Source organism: Pseudomonas sp. IT-P253 (assembly GCF_949768125.1).
GTDB lineage: Bacteria > Pseudomonadota > Gammaproteobacteria > Pseudomonadales > Pseudomonadaceae > Aquipseudomonas.
In genome coordinates, this window is sequence record NZ_CATKPT010000033.1 from 87,140 (window position 1) to 105,411 (window position 18,272).

Below are 18,272 nucleotides of genomic sequence, written 5' to 3' on the forward strand. Positions count from 1 at the left end.
CTGTCAGTCTGGGGGCCGGGACAACCATCAGGGTTTCACGGTGAAGGGGATTTCGACCCGTTGCAGTTTTGCCCGATCCATCGCTTGTTGGGTGAGCGTCTTGAGTAATGCCAGCTTCTGGGTATTGAGCAGACTCATTTCGGTTTCATACTCATCGGTGGTCATGACGCGACCGGGGGCGATCTCGCTTTCCGATTTGCCGAGCTCTGCGGCGAGGACCCTGATCTCTTCTTTCAACTGCGCCTTTTCCTGCACAGAAAGAGACTCGGTCGCGCGCCTGTCCAGCGCCATGTAAAACTCTGTCGTCGCATCCAGTCGGCGCCTCATGGCCTTGAACGCACCGCGATTGGAGCCCTGAATGTAAGACTGCCAAAATGGTTGCTCGACAATCGAATCGCGCAGCAGATCGCCCTCTTCCAGCGCCAGCACACGGGTAAAAGCGTCGTCGATCATCTGCGGGGTGACGCCGGAGTGCGTTCGAAACTGCAAATCCCGGGATTGCCACGGCAAGTCCAGCCGACGGCCCAGGTCGGTCATGTAAGCCAGGTGAGTCTCGACCTCGTCAATGGTCCCCGAGACCTCTCCTTGCTCATTGACCCGCCTGAAGTCCTCACCCTTCTCCAGGCGCTGGGCAACCTCTTTACGAGCGATTCGGCTCAACTCATCCAGGCGGGATTTACCCTTGGCCAGCGATACCAGTTCGGCTTCGACCAGACTTGGGTTGGCCAATTCGTAGGCTTCATGAATCAGCACCTCAAGGCCCATGGCATTGAACAGCGCCGCCCCGGCATCGACACAGTTGATCGGCTCTCGGGCCAGCTTGAACAGATTGCTGCGCAGTTCGCTGTTCTTGTGCATGGCCTCCAGCATTCGCCAGAGTTTGGCGGTCATGTCGACCCTGAACGCCTGGTCATTTGTGAAGTGGCTGGACTTGGTGAGCAGCCTGATGTGATCGAAGAACGGGACCGAACCGAACTCATCTTCCACTTCATTCCACAGCTCCTGTCGTTCGACCCATTCTGCACGCGTCAGGCCTTCTTCCCAGTTAAGACTGTCGCGCACGCCACGGGACGGATAGGGCCGATCAGGGTCCAGGCCGACGTAGCGGATGTAATCTCTGAACCGATTAAGGTTTGTTTGCGACATCCAGCGCGGCTCACGACTCACCATCGTTCGAGCCAGCAATTCGGCGTCAGCGGAACCCTGAACGACCTCGGGTACAACGGTAATGACGTTGTGCCGCAGGTCCAGGTAAAAATGCCGAAACCGAGGCTGAGCAAACAACCCGGCCGGCCAAGTGTTAATTCCGGTGTCCGCGAGAATCAGCGTGTGCAACATCGGCATGCGCCTGATATCCGGAATCCATCGCAACGGGTTACTGCGCAAATCAATGGACTCAAGTTGAATCAGATCGCGCAGTGCGTCCCTTGCCTGGAGGGTCAATTCGATCCGGTTGTTGGCCAGGTGAAGCTCTGTCAAATATTGCATTCGGCCCACTGCCGTCGGCAGCCTGGTCAGCCGATTGTTGTTCATGGTCAGGGATCGCAGCCTTGGAAAATGCTCAAGAAACGAAGCGTGGGCATCGCTCATTTCGGTGTTGAGCAATTTCAGTTGGGTGACATGCTCAAAATTCGCTTCCAGTTTCGGCATCGTTTCCAGGTGCCGCCCCATGGGGATATTACGGAGATCAAGAACCCATCCTCTCGGGTTGCCAACGGCGTCGACATCCCGGGGGCCGGTGCGCTGCCAACAGCGCCTGACGGCCCTATAGACGCTATTACGAGACTGCCATTGTGAAATGCCATCCGAGGACATGCTGAAGGAATCGGTGGGTGAATCCAGCCAGCGCCGAAAGCTGCTGTTGAGTTGATTGAACTCGGCCTCCAGGGCGCCCGCTCGTTCCTCCGGCGTCCCTGCGATGTCGCTGTGCTCCAGGAAGGTCCGGATGTCGGTGTCGCTCCAGCCGGGACGAAGGGACTGAACACGCTCTAGTGCGCTCAGTTGCCCAGAGAGCCGACGAAAGCCTTGCATACCGCCTCGAAGTTTCATCGTTTCCGGATCGAACTTCAGCCTTCGCACTGGATGGTCGGCAAGGATCGCTCGGAATTTTTCGTGGTTCAGCGGGGAACGCCGGACGGCCTGACCGAGGGCCTCCCATTGATTGATCTGGTAGCCCAATGCTTCACGTTCGGCATCGGGCAAGGCATGCAGCACCGCAGCCAAAACGTTATCGGGACCGTGTAGCTCATGGTCGTCTTCACTGCGCGCCTCATACAGGCCGTCTTCGTTTTTGAGCAGTACCTTGCGTACGGGGGCTTCAGCCGGGCCGATGCTGTCATCCAGCGAGCCTGACAATGCACCGTTGCGCACCTCGATGCGCACGTCGCCCGACCAACCCGGCAGGGTTTCAAGCGTGTGCAGCATCAGCCTGTCAGTGTCCGTACTGTGGAGTTCTTCGAGAAAAAGCCCTTCATAAGCGCGGTTCAACCGCACTTCCGGCAGGGCGGCACGGGCACGCTCCTTTACCTGCAACGGAATACGCCTGTCGCGGCTCATCGCCGTCAATTCCTCTGCCGAGGCATCCGCCAGCAGCTCCTCGGCGACGCTGGTCGGCAGCTGGCCGAAGTCATCTTGAAGCAAGATCACGTTGGCGTCGGCCGCGACCTCGCTCCGTTTGTAAATCGACTCGAAGCGGCTTTTCTTCGGTCCCTCCAACGTGCCCGCCTCGGCATAGGCCTTGAAGCGCTTGAGGGTGTCGGTCAACAGCGCCGGTGGCGGCGCAACTTCCACGTGCAGTTTGCGCAGAACATCTTCTTCAACGCCGCTGACGATCCGGACCTGCTCCAGAGTTGCGTCGGAGACCCCCTCGACAGCAGGCCCAAGTCGCCGCATGAGTGCGGTTTTGTCCCACTCGACGGGACGGTCGAGTTCGGTTTGCCAGGCACCGGCACCGTTGTGCTCCACCCTCGGCTGGTAGGCCGTCGGCCGGTCCGGATGACGCAGTCGCGGTTGCCCGGTTTGGGGGTTTTCCTTGACCTCGAAATGTTTGCCCTGCAGCGAGAGGATGTCTTGCTCGTTGTGGCGATGAAGCCCCCGTGCGTCTGGTTTCGAATCGCCGGGCAACATCACCTTATGCTCGTATGGGTTTAGATCGGGTTTCCAGAGGCGGGTCTTGCCGTCGGCAAGTTCGACCTTTTTCAGTCCGTCGATCAATGACGAGGGTTTGACCGCTACAGGCGCGCCACCCGGTAAAAAATGACCCGCGCCCATGAGTGCCAGTTGGGCGAAATTGATCAGGACTCCGGTGAAATGAGACGAGGCCTCTTCCTTGTCGCCCTTACTCCAGTCCTCAATCCCCTCCAGGGTCTCGAGCATCATTTGGCCGACCATCGCCGCCAGCACGGCTTCGCCTAAACCGGGGATCAACATGGCGCCGAAATTGAAAATGTTCCAGCCGATGTCCAGGTAGCTGGTCAGTCGTTTCCAGCGGGCAGTGGCGTCTTCATCGCCCGTGGGAACGGCGATCTGTCGCGCGTCGGCGCTCGCCTTGTCTGTGCGCCATAGGCAGAACTGCTCCCAGAAATCACCCTCGATCACGTTCGTAATCGGTTCGGCATCAGGGTTCTCGACGGCGGTTTCTCGCCACCACGGGCCCATGTCCAGCGGCTCGCGCTGTTTCCAGGTAAAGGTGCTAAAGCGCTCTTTGACTCGCGCGAAAAAGCGCCCCTTGTCCTTATGGGGCACGAACCGGCTGAAGAACTGTTGATACGGCTCCGCGCGCAACTGGCTCGTCAGTTCCTTCATGAAGTCGGTAAAAGAATCATATTGCTTGAAGGGATGATCCGGGTCGCCCGGAACGTAGGCGATCAGCCTCCCGTCCAACCGATTCTGCTCATAGGTATCGTTGCGGCGAACCATTTCCTCGGCCACGCCACTCGGGCCGTTGGCAAAAAACGCCTGCAATATCTTGAACTGGTCAAACTCCTGCCCCGGCAAGACCGCCAGGCGGCGCGACCACTCCATCAGGCGTTGCAGGTCTTGCGGTATCAACTGCTCGACAGCGTTTTTAATTCGCGAGGGATCGGCCACTGCGCTGAACAGCACGATGCCGCTCAGCCTCGTCCCTAACAGTGAGAGCCGGTGAGCCTGCAAGGGGCGGTTTTGGTACAGGATGTCTTTTTCGCCATCGCGCACTTTTTGCAGTTTGCCGTAGGCATAAGAATCGATCTCTTTTTTCAGTAACGCAACGAGCATGGCCTCATTGAAAACAGCCCGTTCATGGGCCATGAATCGTTGTTCAAGTTGCTTGCGATCCACGGCGATGGCGGGCTTCAACAGTGACTGGATATGTTGCTGATACTGCGCACCGATATCGAGCTTGCGACACAACGTGGCAAACTTTTCGACGGTCAGTTCATGGCGTTGAAGCGCCCCTTGAGCGTCTTTGACAAACACCCCTGAACCGTCGCGAAAGGCGCCCTCAAGGGTTTCAGACAACTCGAAATTGTGCAGGGCCGCGTCCAGCAGTGACGATTGCCTGACACGACTGGCGTGGGTATCGATGCCAAAGCCAAGCGTGGCGGGAACATACAGACGCAATGACGTGGTGCTGACGTCCAGCTCGACGTTCAACTCGTCTTTGATGGCTTGGGCCAGTAATGGCTTCGCGAACGCATTGATGTCGGTCTGCAGGTTATCGACACTGTCAGAGACCGCGTCTTGTAAATAACAGCGCTCCTGTATGAGTTGTTGCAGGTATTGACGATCAATCGGGCGAGCCTGGAGGTACCAATCCGCAAAACCTGGATTAAGGTCCACGATTGATTCCAGCCTTGAAACGGGAGCCCGTTGAATCAGGGCTGGAATATGTTCCGCAAAATAATCCGAATAAATGTTGCCGACTAACCTCACCGCTTCCGGAGACATTTCCGACAAGGGTTTTTCTGGTACTGCAGTCATTTCGCAAATCCTTATGCGATGAACAGAACGTCCAGCTTATTGATCCGCTGCAAAAACAAAAGCTCAAAAAACTGCTGAAAAAACCCGAAAAAATCAAAACAACATTGAACTTCAGAACCTGAAAAACAAATAAATACCACCCCGCCCACCCAACAGCTGATCTGGATTCCCGACGGTAGTTTTTACCCCCGCTTTAAAAGGCTAAGATTCCCCGACACCCCACGCAGGAAAACGGACATGCGCCTCCCCGAATTCATCAGGCAACACGTGGACCGTATCGTCGATGAATGGGAGCAGTTCGCCAGAACCATTACCCCGGCGGCCGAAAACATGGATCGTGCGGCCTTGCGCGACCACGCCAAGGCGATTCTGTTGGCCGCAGCGCGCGACATGACCAGCGCACAAACCGCCAGCGAACAACTTGCCAAAGCCAAGGGTGAAGGCCCGGAGAAAACCCCTAGCCTGGACGAAGCCGGCGCCAGCCATGGTGAACTGCGTCATATCGTGGGGTTCGATCTGGTACAGATGACCAGCGAGTTCCGCCACCTGCGCGCGTGTGTGATTCGGCTGTGGGTCAACGGCCTGGAATCGCCGGACCTGGCCTATTTCCAGGACATGATCCGCTTCAATGAAGCCATCGATGAAGCCCTCGCAGAATCCACGGCGGCCTATGCCGAACAGGTGAATCGCTCGCGGGATATCTTCCTGGCGATCCTCGGCCATGACCTGCGCGCGCCATTGCAAGCGGTGAGCATGTCGACTGAGTTGCTGATGCGTAAAACAACGCTCGAAGGCGATGCGCTGGTCTGCGCAAACAACATCAAGCGCGGTGCTCGGCACATGGCGGTGATGGTCAGCGACTTGCTGGAGTTGGTGCGCAGTCGCCTGGGCAAGAGCCTGCCGATCGAAACCGCGCCGATGGACCTTGCGCAGGCGACACATACGGCGATTGCCGAAGCCTGCGCCGGCAACCCGGAATGCGATCCCACGGTCAAGGTGGAAGGCGATACGCGAGGCGTCTGGGATGCCGGACGGCTGGCTCAACTGCTGCAAAACCTGATTGGTAATGCGTTGCAGCACGGTTTGAACAAACGGGATGTAACGGTCACGCTCACCGGCGAGCCAGACACGGTTCGCCTCACTGTCCACAACTACGGAACGCCGATTTCCGCGAACGCCATCGGCACGATCTTCGATCCACTGGTGCGCAGCGCCGACGAAGAACTCGGCCAACCTTCCACCAGCCTGGGTCTGGGTTTGTTTATCGTCAAGGAAGTGGTGAATGCGCACGCCGGGACGATCGAGGTCAGCTCCAATGAAACCGATGGCACGCTGTTTACGGTGGTGCTGCCCAGGACTGTGTGAGGGCGGGAAATGGCGTTATCGTTCTTCGCGAGCAGGCTCGCTCCCACATCGACCGAGTTCTTTCAGATGGAATACGATCAACTGTGGGAGCGAGCCTGCTCGCGATAGCGCCAGAATAGGCAACACAAATACATCAGAACCGCACTAGACCACCCCGCCGCTGCTTGAGCAAACAGATCCAGCGCCAGGGCGACGTCTCACTATCAGTTCTGATAGTTCCCAACACTCAGCAACAGCGTCAAACTCGGGACTTTGATCCACGTCGATCCTCTCATCAAGGAAGACCCCGTCATGCCCCTTTCGCCTGCCGATAAACACGCCATCTCCAACCTGTCGCGCACTCTGTTGCTGGCGACCGACAACAAAAATTCCGTCCTCGCCGAAATCGCGGGGGGCAAGCCGAACGCTATCGCCTATTCCGCCTACGGTCAGCCGTCTGCGCAGCAGGAGGTTGCAACGGGATTGGAGTTCAACGGTGAATTGCACGAGGCGCACATCGGCTGGTATTTACTAGGTAATGGCTACCGCGCTTACAACCCGGTATTGATGCGCTTTCATAGCCCGGACAGTTGGAGTCCGTTTGGGGGGGGTGGGTTGAATGCGTATATGTATTGCGTAGGGGATCCTGTGAATCTTTCGGATCCGACGGGGCATTTCAGAATTCCATCTATTAGGTCTGTCATACGGAGGTCTCCATCTCCCCCCGCACCTACTCGGACGACAGCTACAGCTAATGTGCATATAACTCCCCCAACGAGGTCGTTCTCTGTGGCCCAAACCCTATCCGCTGGCGATGCGCTGGATCCGCCGCCTCCCTATGTACCGTCGGAACTACCTTCGTATGCTGAGGCAGCGGCTCTAAGAGCGCATACGCAGTTAGAACCAACTTCGTTTACGCAGCGTGCGCAACCTGTATCGCCGTCTCCGCATACGCGTTCTGCGTCACGAACGGGCACAGGCTATATGATGGAGTCACCGAATTCGGGTCCAACCGGAAGAACCAGAATTCGACCTGCAGAATTTGCAATCCATGAAATCGGATCAATAGATTCAGACGTGCCGCCTCTTCCTCGGCCGAGAAGGATATCCGACAACGTGGTGCGTCAATACAGTATGAGTCGAACCCCCGATGGCACTTGGTCACATAGAAGTGTCGAAATGGTTGATTTAAGAAACTTCATCAGAAGGGACAGTGAGCACTAGCAATCCGAATTGCCAGCCGTGCTCCTACTGGTTTGGTGGTGCAATACAAAGAGTGATCATTCAACCACCAACCGCCCCAACCGCTGCCTCAACATCCGGTTCTCCGCCCTTAGCTGCTGAACCTCTTCAAGCAAATCCAGCGCCAGGGCAACCCCTTCCCACTCCAGCTCCAGGTCGCGCCGCAACTTGGCGGCGCGCTTGGCCAGCACCAGCTCATAATCGGTGAAGCGCCAGTCCTTGGGCGCCTTGCCCTGAGGTTCGAGGATGCCGTGCTCGACGATTTCGATCACGTAAACGTCCGACAGGTCGGTCGCCTCACAGAATTCTGCCAGGTCCAGTTGAACGATCAGGGGGGTGCTCATGATGGGCTACTCCGTCTCTGGGATCAGAAGTGTTCTCTCGGGTCGAAAGCGGCTTTGTTCGCCAGTTCCTGCCACAGCGCCTTGACCTCATCGCTCGAGGTTTTGGGCATGACCGCCTTCAATTGCACGAACAGGTAGCCACGCTCGCCCGCCTTGTTCAACAAGCCGTGCCCCTTGGCGCGCATGCGCTGGCCATTCTGGCTGCCGGCCGGCACCTTGAGGTTGATTTTGCCGGTCAGTGTCGGCACGGCCACTTCGGTGCCCAACGCCAACTCCCACGGAGCCAGCGGCAAGGTAATGATCAGGTTCTCGCCTTCGACGTCGAACTTGGGGTGCGGCGCAAAGCGAATGATCAGGAACAGGTCGCCATTGGCCCCACCACCCACGCCCGGTGCGCCCTGGCCCTTGAGGCGGATGCGCTCGCCGTCGGTCACGCCGGCCGGGATCTTCACGTTCAGGCTTTTGCTGGTATTGCTGACATGCTGGCCTGCAGGGTTGTACTGCGGCACCTGGAAGGTGACCTTCTTTGATTCCGTCGAGAGGGTTTCTTCCAGAAAAACCGGTAATTCCATTTCCACGTCTTGCCCTCGACGTCCGGTGCTGCGACGCGACTGTTCACCCCCAAAACCAGGCCCACGGTTGCCAAAGATCGAACTGAAGAAGTCCGAAAAATCACCCGAGTCCTGTCCACCGCCAAAACCGCCAGCACCACGACCCTGCCAACCTGGCGGCCCCTGGAACGGTTGGCCGTGCTGGCCGTATTTGCGCAAGTCGTCGTATTCGGCGCGCTTGTCCGCGCTTTTCAGCGCTTCATAAGCCTCCGAGGCATCCTTGAACTTGGCCTCGGCGTCCTTTTCCTTGCTGACGTCGGGGTGGTATTTGCGCGCCAGCTTGCGATAAGCGGTCTTAATCGCCTTATCGTCCGCTGTCGGCTCCACACCGAGAATCTTGTAATAGTCTTTGAAGTCCATCGAGGGAATCACCATCCGTTATCGATATCGCGCCGTCACTGGGAGCATGCGCTCATTGGCAGCCGCCAGGTTGACCGATCTCAAGGTTTGTGACCGGGCAGCGCATCAGAAATTTATCGGCAGCGGTGGACGGTTCTTGCGACCGCCCGGTGGCCACCAAGCCCAATGCAGACAAGTTTGGGGCAAAGCATAGTCTTTCAAGGCGCTAATCGCTGAGATTTAGCGGATAGTCGGCCTTCGAATATTCGTCGCACTGACATACACTGCGCGGCCGTTTTTTAACCGGAACTCGAAAGACATGAAAAACGCATCTCCAGCCCGTGCCTGCGGTATCGACTTTGGCACGTCCAACTCCACCGTCGGCTGGTTGCGCCCCGGCGTGGAAACGCTGATCGCGCTGGAGGACGACAAAATCACCCTGCCGTCAGTGGTCTTCTTCAACATGGAAGAACGCCGCCCGGTGTATGGCCGTCTGGCGCTGCACGAGTACCTGGAAGGCTACGAAGGCCGGCTGATGCGTTCGCTCAAGAGCCTGCTGGGCTCCAAGCTGATCAAGCACGACACCAGCGTTCTCGGCACGGCCATGCCGTTCAAGGACCTGCTGGGGCTGTTCATTGGTCAATTGAAGCAGCGCGCCGAGACTGCCGCCGGTCGGGAGTTCGAGGAAGTGGTGCTGGGTCGCCCGGTATTCTTCGTCGACGATGACGAAATGGCTGACCAGGAAGCGGAAAACACCTTGGTGGACGTGGCCCGCGCCATTGGCTTCAAGGATGTCTCGTTCCAGTACGAGCCGATTGCGGCGGCGTTCGACTACGAGTCGACCATCGAAAAAGAAGAGCTGGTGCTGATCGTCGACATCGGCGGTGGTACGTCCGACTTCTCGCTGGTGCGTCTGTCACCGGAGCGCCGAACCCATGACAACCGTCACGACGACATTCTCGCCACCGGTGGCGTGCACATCGGCGGCACCGACTTCGACAAGCAGCTCAGCCTGCAAGGCCTGATGCCGCTGTTCGGGTACGGCAGCCGGATGAAGAGCGGCGCCTACATGCCGACCAGCCACCACATGAACCTGGCGACCTGGCACACGATCAACTCGGTGTACTCGCAGAAGTCGACCCTGGCGCTGGGCAGCATGCGCTACGACATCGAAGACACCGGCGGCATTGACCGTTTGTTCAAGCTGATCGACCAGCGCGCCGGGCACTGGCTGGCCATGGAAGTAGAAGAAACCAAGATCCAGCTGACCCACGCCGACAGCCGCCACGTGCCGCTGGACCGCATTGAGCCGGGCTTGAGCGTGGAGCTGAGCCGTGCGCTGTTCGAATCGGCCATCGACAACCTGCTGGAGCGCGTGCGCAACAGCGTGACCCAGCTGCTGAACGACGCCAATGTGCGAGTCGATCAGGTCGACACGGTGTTCTTCACCGGCGGCTCGAGCGGGATTCCGGCGTTGCGCAACAGTGTTTCGGCGATGTTGCCGAATGCGCGGCACGTGGAAGGGAACATCTTCGGCAGCATTGGCAGCGGGCTGGCGATTGAAGCCATGAAGCGCTACGGCACGATGGACTGATCCAAAACCGAGGCGCGCCCTTCGCGGGCAAGCCTCGCTCCTACAGGATTCATGTGATCCTTGTAGGAGCGAGCGGGCGGCGATCCGACTTGCCCGCGAAGAGCACCTGTCAGGCAATACACATCTACCGGATCAAACCATCCCCACCAACTTCAACTCACTCTTCAAATACGCGTAATAAATCGGCCCCGCCACCACGCCCGGCAGGCCGAACGCGGCCTCGAACACCAGCATTGCCAGCAGCAACTCCCACGACTTGGCGCTGATCTGCCCGCCGACGATGCGTGCGTTGAGGAAATATTCAAGCTTGTGGATAAAGATCAGATAGCCCAGCGCCGCCACCGCGACCCAGATTGACAGCGACAGACCGACGATGGTGATCAGGGTGTTGGACATCAGGTTGCCAATCACCGGCAGCAAGCCGAGCAGAAAGGTCAGCACGATCAGGGTTTTGGTCAGCGGCAGCTTGATGCCGAACATCGGCAGGATCAGCGCGAGGAAGATCGCGGTGAAGAAGGTGTTGAGCAAGGAAATCTTGATCTGCGCAAACACGATGTTACGAAACGCCTGGACCAGCAGGTGCAGGCGATCAAACAACGCCGCGGCCAGAGGCTTGCGCTTGGTCACATCCGGCACGAGTTGCAAGGCAATGATCGCGCCCAGCACCATGCCGATCAGCAGCGTCACGAACATGTGCGCCGCGTCCTTGCCGACGAGCTGCAAGTCGCTGAGGTGTTTGGTCATCCACTCGCCGATCGCTACACGAAACTCAGCGGCGCTGGCTGGCAGGTACGCGTCGATGAACGGCGGGAGTTGCCCGCGCGCGCGATCAACGACCCCCATGAATTTGTCGAGAGAAGCGCCGGGATTTTCCGCTTCGTGCAGCAGAAAGCTGATGGCACCGGCAAAGATCAGTGCCAGTACACTCACCACTAATGTCCCCAGCAACGCCACCGCCAGCCAACGCGCACGCCGGCCTTCGATCAGCCGCTGTAATTGCGGGGTGAGCATGTTGACCAGTTCGAACACCAGCAAACCCGCGAGCAGGCTCGGCAACAGACGTAGCGGGATCACCAGCAGCAAACCACCAAAAATGATGACCCAACTGATCAGCAGCAAAACTTGGCGTTGAGAAAACGTTGGCATACAGCCTCAAAACGAACGGCGTGAAAGGATTGGCAGTCTGCCAGCGTTCTGGCGGCGAAGCGAGCAAGCTCGCTTCCCACCATTTTATTTATTCTTCAGGCATTCACTCATGAAGGCTTTACGCGCATCGCCCTTCAAAGCCTGGGTGGTGGCGGTGGCGTTGCAGGTCTTCATCTTTTCTTGCTGAGGGGTCATGGGCTTGGTGGCCTCGGCTGCCGGCGCCACTTTCAGGCAGTTGCTCATGAATGTTTTACGCTCGTCGCCCTTGAGGCTTTTCGCGGTAGCGTCGGCATTGCAGGTGGTCATCTTGTCCTGTTGGGCAGTGGTGGCGAAGCCTTGGGAGCAGAGCAACAAACCGATCATCAACAATGGGACACGCAACATCTTCATGGCGTTTTCTCCTTGTTGCCGCGCCGAGGGACGCGGCCTCATTCTGGAGTGTAGACAAAGCTTGTTACACCGCTGCGGGGCTTAAACCTTACTCGGTGTCTTCGCTTGTTTCTAAAAACGCTTTGAAGGCTTCGCGATAGCCATGATAGGCATCGATTCGCCGATTAATAACTGAAGCGGGCAAACGTTCGAACGAAACCGGCGTACCGCCGGGCACGCTGTAGGTGCCGCCCAATGCTTTCAATGAGGTGAATTGGGCATAGGCACCGGATTTATAAAGTTTGTTTATTTTTATCTGCCGGTAGGTGTTTGCCTCGGTAACGTCAGGCAGTGCCGCCTGGCCCGGCGGTGCATCGTTTATAAACGAATACGCGGCGACGGCAGGGCCAGGTTCCAGCGTCGCCACCGCTGGCAGTTCAAACTGGAAGTAGCCATTGCTGGCCAGGTGCGCGGAGGGAAACTCGGGCCAGGAATCGGCGACGACCAGTTGATCGGGGTTGAGCAAGTCATCCCCGATCACCACGTATTGATGGTCAAAGCGGGTGGCCCTGACGATATGGATTCGGGACGTCCTGGGTTGGCTGGCGAGTATCGAAAACGTCACCTTCGAGTTTTCCGAACAGTTCCCCCCCTTGATCGCAATGGCTTTGCTCGCTGCTTCAGCGATGGAGAGTTTCGCGGTGAACCCGCCCTCCTCCAGATTCAGTTCCCTGAGTCCTTTGATCTTCGCGATCGCCGACCCACCCTTTTCCCAGAGGCTCGGCAACTGGTTACCGGACAGAGGAATCAGCTCCTTGGCCCGATAGATCGCGCGCTGGGCCAATTGCAGGTCGGCCATGATTTGCGGCGACACCCCGACAGGTTCGTCGGGCGTTACAACGTCAGTGAAGAGCGTCTCGCGGTAATTACGCAGATCGGCCAACGGTTCACTGGCCGGCGCGGTGTTGTCTCTCACATTGCGTGACAGTGCCTGGTATTCATCCAGGCGACCGGTGCGCTGCAGATTGCGCGCATTGCTCCCCAGATTCAGCTCGGACTCCGTGAGCGGTATCAGCCCGTCCTTGGTAAACAGGCGCTCGACCAATGCGTCAAACTGCTCGGGCAGCATGATTTTCTCCAGGTCGGGCAAGGCTTCGATGCTGCGTACCACGCTGACGTTGGCTTGCGCATCGCCAGCAACATTGGCTTTGTTCAGTGCTTGCCAGAGCGCGTCGAAGTACACGTCAGGACAGGACCGGTGCATTAACTTCAGCCCCCGCAAATAGTCGAATCTTTCATATCGCGACACCGAAGGATGAAAGGCTCCGGCCACCAACTCTGGATAAAGTGTGTCGATGTGCAGCAAGTCGGCCACTTCATCGCCAGCGGTCGGGGCGCCCCCGCGAAGACGCATCACCTGAGGGTCAAACGTAAGGGGCTCAAGGACCGGAAGATCGGACAACACGCGCAACAGCCGATAAGACTTCAACGCGTGTTCACGCACGGCCCGTTTCAACTTCGGCCCTTCGCCGATATGAATGTTCAGCCCGATGCGCTCGGCATCCGGTAGCGCTTGCAAGATTGCAGTGTAAAAGTCCGCACCGGAATGTAAAACATTGCCTTCATCATCGTGAGATTGAAACGTCAGGTCTTCGCGCTCGACAAGCGTGCGGCGAATCGGCGCATCGCTTCGGCCGATGCTGTCCAGCACCCGGCCACGGTAATCGAAACGGACGACTTCAATCCGTACATCGGGATTCCACCCGGGCAGATTTTCCAGAGAATGCAGCGCCAGCCGGCGCGTATCGGGGTTGTCTACCGAGTCCAGATACAGCCCCTCATAGGCACGACAGACTCTGACGTCCTGAAGCGCCCAGCGTGCGAGGTTTTCCAGTCTCGGCGGCCATTGCCCACCTTTGATCGCCTGCAACTCTGCGGGTGTGGCGACCGACAGCACCTCCTGCGCCACGGCACCAGGCAGGCCCGGGACTTTTTCCTGGAGCATCCGCACTTCGCCGCTCGCGGAATGCCTGGCGGCCTCGGTACGTGAATATTCAGCGCTGAACAATGACGTTCTCCTGCGCTGGGCCAACCGCGCCAGCTCGGTTCTCATTCGCTTCGCATTCACGTCGGGAGCGGACAACGGCTCACCGAACTCAACATTCATCAATGCTTTGGTTTCATTGTTATCCAGATGCGACAACAGGGTTTTCATCAGGTCGCCGTCGATCAACTGCTTCGGATCGATGCGCACGGGCGGCGCCTGCGCATCACCAATGACTTGCAGGATTTCGCCATCGGCACCGACAAGCGCCATGCCCCGACCGGGCCACACGCCATCGAGCAATTGAAATTGCAACACAGGGTCGGCTTGCAAATAGTCCTGCGGATGATCGCTGCCAATCTGCTCGATGAAGGTTTGAATGTCGCGATCGATCCTGAACCGGATCGCCGTATCGCTGAGCGACGGCAAGGGCCGCTCATTGTCGGTATACATTCGGCGTATGGCGTTGGTGTCGGTTCTGCTGACAGTGCGAATGTCACTGTAGGCGTCGGGCAATCCCCCCATCGACGGCCCAAGCCGTGTCATTAGGGTCTTGTCGTCCCACAAATGCGGTTGCTCGCCTTCAATCACGAATGCGCCGTCTCCGTTGCTGTTGACCAACGGTTCATAGGCCTGCGGCCGCGCCGGATGTTGAACACGATGCTGATTGGTTTGCGGGTCTTTCCTGAGTTTGAAGTGACGCGTATCGACGCGCAGTACTGGTTGACCTGCATGCTGATGCAACCCTGCCGAATCGGGTTTCGAATCGGCGGACAAACCCGGGTCCGTTTGCACGTAAGGCTCCAGGTCCTGCCCCCACAGGCGCTGACTGCCGTCGCTCAAGGTAACCGGTCGTGTTCCTTCGATGAAGGACGACAGTTTGGGCACCAGCGTCCCGCCAGCGATTTGCATGCCGACCGCAAATGTCCCTAACTGGATCAAGCTTTCGGTGAAATCAATCAGGTGCCCGGCGGCCTCCAGGTACATCCCTTCCGCCAGATCGACCACACCCTCGACGACTTCACTGACCAACTGATAAACCATGTACACCATCATGACTTCCCCAAGCCCGGGCACGAATGGCGTTACCACCAACAGGGCCACGTTGAAGATATCCGACAGTATTTTTTGCAGATTGGCGACCCAGGCCCAACGTTCCTCGCTGTCGGCATCTGCCGTGGAGATCACCAACGCCCGTGCGTCGTTGAGTATTTTGTTTTGCTGCTGCTGATAGAGATACACCCACAGATCGCCCTTGAAGCGATGCTCGGTGTCGCGCTCAAACCTCATCACGTCAAAGCGAACGCGAGGGTTATCGGGTTGCTCCAGTTGTTGGTTCAGCGTCGCAAAAAAATGCCCCCGTTGTTGATGATCGACAAACCGGCTGAAGAACTGCTGATAGCGCAGACCCGATGCCGCCTGATCCGCGCCGCGCAGCTGGCGTATCAGCTCGCGGGACAACGCCACCAGTGATGGATATTCTTTTAACGGGTGCTCCGGATCGTGTGGAACATAGGCGATGACACGCCGGGTTCCGCCGTAGGGCACATCCAGATCAGGCGCGATCAGTACGATGCCTTTGAGCCGTGTGTCCAGCATCGTCAGGTGGTAGTGACGAACGGGAATGCCATCCAGCTTCAGCCCCTTGCCACCCTTGAGCACGCCTTGAACAACCAGAAACCCGTCGCGGGAAAGGTCGCCTTTCATCAGCGCTAAATGCGCGGCCGCATTGAGGGCCGTTTGTTGGCTTTCGATGATTGTGCTCTGCAGCACCGCCTGCACAAGACCGTCGGTGGGGCGCAAGTAGTCCTCAAGGTATTGCGAATAACGAGCACCTATATCCAGTTCGCGGCACAGCGTCTTGAACTGTTCGATGCTCATTTGAGTGCGGATATTTTTGATCTCGAACTGGCCGCGTTCGTCGGGTCGGGTAATGAACTGCGAATCGGCAAGAAGCACCTCGCCAATAGCGAAGTTACGCAGTGCCGCATCCAGTAAAGAGACGGTTCGACTACTGACACCACCGGTTACGTTCATTACCCACGGGGACAGTTTGACCGGAGAGTACAACTTCAGAAAAGTTTCCCTGACATCGACTTCAACGCCGTATTGATCTTTCAATGCCTGACTCAGCAACGGTTGGGCGAACGCGTAAATATCTCGCAGTTCACGTAGCATTTGATCGACATCGCTTTGTGCACGCCAACATGCCTCGGTGGCGCGTTTCAGGGCCACATGTTCAATGGCCGAGGCCTTTTTAGTCCATTCAGGGATACTTGAGAGTGTGTCTTTAAGTGCACGAACGCGTTGCGGCACAGCGTGGGTAAACCACGCGGGAATAGCACTTTTAATAAAATCGTGATGAATACTTTGTTCTTGGATATGACGCATAGATGACTGCCTGCCTAAGTACGTAAAAAACAACTTAGGCAGGAGCGTACAGCGAGCATTAATTACTTAATGAAGTGCGTTTCTGATTAGTTTGTAAGAGATGTCCTATATCCATCGATTAAACCACTCGTTGCCGCCGATACTGCTCCGGCGTGCACCCGGCCTGGCGTTGAAACATGGCGATAAACGCCGAGCCGGTGCTGTAACCCATGTCGAAGGCAATCTCCTGGATGCTGCGCTGACTGCCCAGCGCTTCAATCGCCGCCAAAAACCGCAAACGCTGCCGCCACTCGCCGAAGCTCATGCCCAACTCGCGCCCGAACTGCCGCGCCAAGGTGCGTTCACTGACATGAATTTGCTCGGCCCAGTGCGCCAGAGGCCGGTTATCCCCGGGCTCGGCCTGCAAGGCTTCGAGTATCCCGAGCAAGCCGGGGCTGCTGGCGTAAGGCAAGTAACAGTCATGCACTGGCGCTTGTTGCAGCTGATCCACCAGCACCTGGGCCAGACGAATGTCGGCTTCCTGCTCAGGGATTTTTACGTCGCGGGCGGCGAAGTCCTTGAGAATCGCCTTGAGGATGTCGCTGATCGCCAGGGTACAGGCCTGCTGTGGCAAGTCGCGACAGAGCGCAGGCGCGAGGCAGACCGCGCGGTAGTTGATCGGTTGGTTGCTGTAGAAACTGTGCTCGAGCTGCGGCGGCACCCACACGGCGTACTGGGGTGGCGACATGAAACGACGGCTGCCAATTTCCATGTGCAAGACACCGCTGGCCGAGTACTCGAGGGTGCCCCAAGGATGACGGTGGGCCGAGGCGTATTCGTGGCTGTCGAAGTCGGCATAACGGAAGTACACCGGAGCAGGCAATTCGCTGAAGTCCAGCAGGTCGATGTGTTTGCTGTTCATGCTGTCCGTCATCAGGGGCGAGTTGTCCGGATCGAAGTATAGGCTTTGATACAGACAGGCGGATAATTGGCCCTCATTAACGTTCTGGTTTTCTCCTGATGCAATACGCTTATCCCCTGCTGGCCATTTTCATTTGGGCGGGCAACACCGTCATCAACAAGCTGGCCGTCGGCGCTATTTTTCCCGCCGAAATCGGTTTCTATCGCTGGCTGCTCGCCGGGATCCTGTTCACGCCGTTCATGCTCAAACCGGTGATCGCCCACTGGCCGTTGATCCGCCCGAACCTGGGCAGGATTTTCATCCTTGGCGTGCTTGGCATGGCCGTCTATCAAAGCCTGGCGTACTTCGCCGCGACGCTGACGTCGGCCACCAACATGGGGATCATTTTGTCGCTGATGCCGTTGATGTCACTGGCGATGGCGATTGTCAGCCTTGGCCAGCGCCTGACGGCCGGGGCATTGGCCGGTGCGGTGCTGTCGTTTACGGGCGTGCTGGTCGTGGTGTCATCCGGCAGCCTGGGTGCATTACTGACCCACGGGGTGAACCTGGGCGACGCGATGATGCTGATCGCCACTCTGGCCTATGCGATTTACAGCACGCTGCTGAAAAAATGGCAGTTGCGATTGCCGCCGCTGGTGTTGCTTTATTTGCAGGTGCTGGTGGCGGTGGTGGTGCTGTTCCCGCTATTCGCCGCCTCACCGAAAACCGGCCCGACACTGCAGAATATTCCGCTGGTGCTTTACGCGTGCTTGTTGGCGTCGATGCTGGCACCGCTGGCCTGGATGCAAGCCGTGGTGCATCTGGGGCCGAGCCGGACCACGCTGTTTTTCAATCTGCTGCCGCTAATTACGGCGCTGATTGCGGCGGTGGTACTGCATGAGCAGTTGGCGATGTATCACCTGGTGGGCGGGGTGTTGACCTTGGGTGGGGTGATTGTTTCGGAGCGGTGGACCACGGTTTTAGGCCGCAAAGTCAGTATTGCCTGATC

General features: G+C 57.8%; 11 protein-coding genes. 4 read left to right on the top strand and 7 right to left on the bottom strand.

Annotated elements, in window-relative coordinates; all coding sequences use genetic code 11:
* Positions 1-27 precede the first annotated feature (27 nt).
* Positions 28-4,959, bottom strand: coding sequence for an NEL-type E3 ubiquitin ligase domain-containing protein (locus tag ACM6IR_RS17700; RefSeq protein ID WP_414908896.1), 4,932 nt, complete (start codon positions 4,957-4,959; stop codon positions 28-30).
* Between the two features lie 237 nt (positions 4,960-5,196).
* Here ACM6IR_RS17700 and ACM6IR_RS17705 point away from each other — a divergent pair, with 237 nt between their 5' ends.
* Positions 5,197-6,324, top strand: a complete 1,128-nt coding sequence (locus tag ACM6IR_RS17705; RefSeq protein WP_414908897.1) for a sensor histidine kinase — start codon at positions 5,197-5,199, stop codon at positions 6,322-6,324.
* A 291-nt stretch (positions 6,325-6,615) separates the two neighbouring features.
* Positions 6,616-7,527 carry an RHS repeat-associated core domain-containing protein gene (locus ACM6IR_RS17710; protein ID WP_414908898.1) on the top strand — a complete coding sequence of 304 codons (912 nt, stop codon included), beginning with the start codon at positions 6,616-6,618 and terminating at the stop codon, positions 7,525-7,527.
* Between the two features lie 56 nt (positions 7,528-7,583).
* On the opposite strand, the gene ACM6IR_RS17715 is transcribed toward ACM6IR_RS17710, so the two are convergent.
* Both ACM6IR_RS17715 and ACM6IR_RS17720 read right to left on the bottom strand, forming a co-directional pair.
* Complete coding sequence (locus tag ACM6IR_RS17715) at positions 7,584-7,889, bottom strand: chaperone modulator CbpM (RefSeq protein ID WP_414908899.1); 306 nt, start codon at positions 7,887-7,889, stop codon at positions 7,584-7,586.
* 23 nt (positions 7,890-7,912) lie between these two features.
* Complete coding sequence (locus ACM6IR_RS17720; RefSeq protein WP_414908900.1) at positions 7,913-8,860, bottom strand: DnaJ C-terminal domain-containing protein; 948 nt, start codon at positions 8,858-8,860, stop codon at positions 7,913-7,915.
* Positions 8,861-9,158: 298 nt separating this feature from the next.
* Between ACM6IR_RS17720 and ACM6IR_RS17725 the strand changes: the two genes are divergently transcribed.
* A complete protein-coding gene (locus ACM6IR_RS17725; protein ID WP_414908901.1) occupies positions 9,159-10,433 on the top strand; it encodes an Hsp70 family protein in 1,275 nt (424 codons plus the stop codon).
* Positions 10,434-10,565: 132 nt separating this feature from the next.
* Here the strand turns inward: ACM6IR_RS17725 and ACM6IR_RS17730 are convergent, their stop codons facing one another.
* From ACM6IR_RS17730 to ACM6IR_RS17745, 4 genes are all read right to left on the bottom strand, one after another.
* On the bottom strand, positions 10,566-11,579 hold the full coding sequence (locus ACM6IR_RS17730; RefSeq protein ID WP_414908902.1) for an AI-2E family transporter: 1,014 nt from the start codon (positions 11,577-11,579) through the stop codon (positions 10,566-10,568).
* A gap of 84 nt (positions 11,580-11,663) precedes the next feature.
* Complete coding sequence (locus ACM6IR_RS17735; RefSeq protein WP_414908903.1) at positions 11,664-11,969, bottom strand: PsiF family protein; 306 nt, start codon at positions 11,967-11,969, stop codon at positions 11,664-11,666.
* Between the two features lie 88 nt (positions 11,970-12,057).
* Complete coding sequence (locus ACM6IR_RS17740) at positions 12,058-16,383, bottom strand: dermonecrotic toxin domain-containing protein (RefSeq protein ID WP_414908904.1); 4,326 nt, start codon at positions 16,381-16,383, stop codon at positions 12,058-12,060.
* Between the two features lie 118 nt (positions 16,384-16,501).
* Positions 16,502-17,284, bottom strand: coding sequence for an AraC family transcriptional regulator (locus tag ACM6IR_RS17745; protein ID WP_414908905.1), 783 nt, complete (start codon positions 17,282-17,284; stop codon positions 16,502-16,504).
* Positions 17,285-17,382: 98 nt separating this feature from the next.
* Between ACM6IR_RS17745 and ACM6IR_RS17750 the strand changes: the two genes are divergently transcribed.
* Complete coding sequence (locus ACM6IR_RS17750; protein ID WP_414908906.1) at positions 17,383-18,270, top strand: DMT family transporter; 888 nt, start codon at positions 17,383-17,385, stop codon at positions 18,268-18,270.
* Positions 18,271-18,272: the final 2 nt, after the last annotated feature.